At 66.1% G+C, this 440-nt stretch carries 1 pseudogene; it reads left to right on the top strand.

Features of this window, described 5'->3' with window-relative positions:
* Positions 1 to 60 precede the first annotated feature (60 nt).
* Positions 61 to 177: pseudogene (locus U8L64_RS00425) on the top strand (hypothetical protein); the annotation flags it as partial.
* Between the last annotated feature and the right edge of the window lie 263 nt (positions 178 to 440).

Below are 440 nucleotides of genomic sequence, written 5' to 3'. Positions count from 1 at the left end.
ATGGTCATCACGCGGCTACGCACTAGGTGACGGCAGAGCCGCCACCCAGGGTCCATCAACGGGATGCCGCTGTACGATCTCGACCGCCTCGACCTCACCGCCAGCACGCCGCTGCAGGGCGAATTGCAGACCAGGATCAGCGCCTATCTGGCGAGCCTTGCCGACCCACAGGTGGCCGGGCCGTCCAGCCAGTAGTCAGACAGCCTGTTCATCTCCACCCCGGCCGCTCGCGCCGCGGCTGATCCGGCGCGCCGACGCGCCTGTTTCGTTTCCCGCGCCCCGCCAGTTCCGGGCGCCGTTTTTTTAAGGAGTCAGTGCGATGGAACTGAGTGTGGATTATATGGGCGGGCGGTCCGAGGCGTGGCTTCCGGGCGTACTGCAATACCGCAGCAAAGTGCTGCAGGGCCAGAGCGAGGATATCCGGCGCGCACTGTTCGCCC

Origin of the sequence: Pseudomonas sp. FIP_A4 (assembly GCF_036701605.1) — a bacterium.
GTDB lineage: Bacteria > Pseudomonadota > Gammaproteobacteria > Pseudomonadales > Pseudomonadaceae > Stutzerimonas > Stutzerimonas phenolilytica.
The sequence above is the reverse complement of the archived record's forward strand: the minus strand, read 5'-3'. Positions and strand labels throughout refer to the sequence as shown.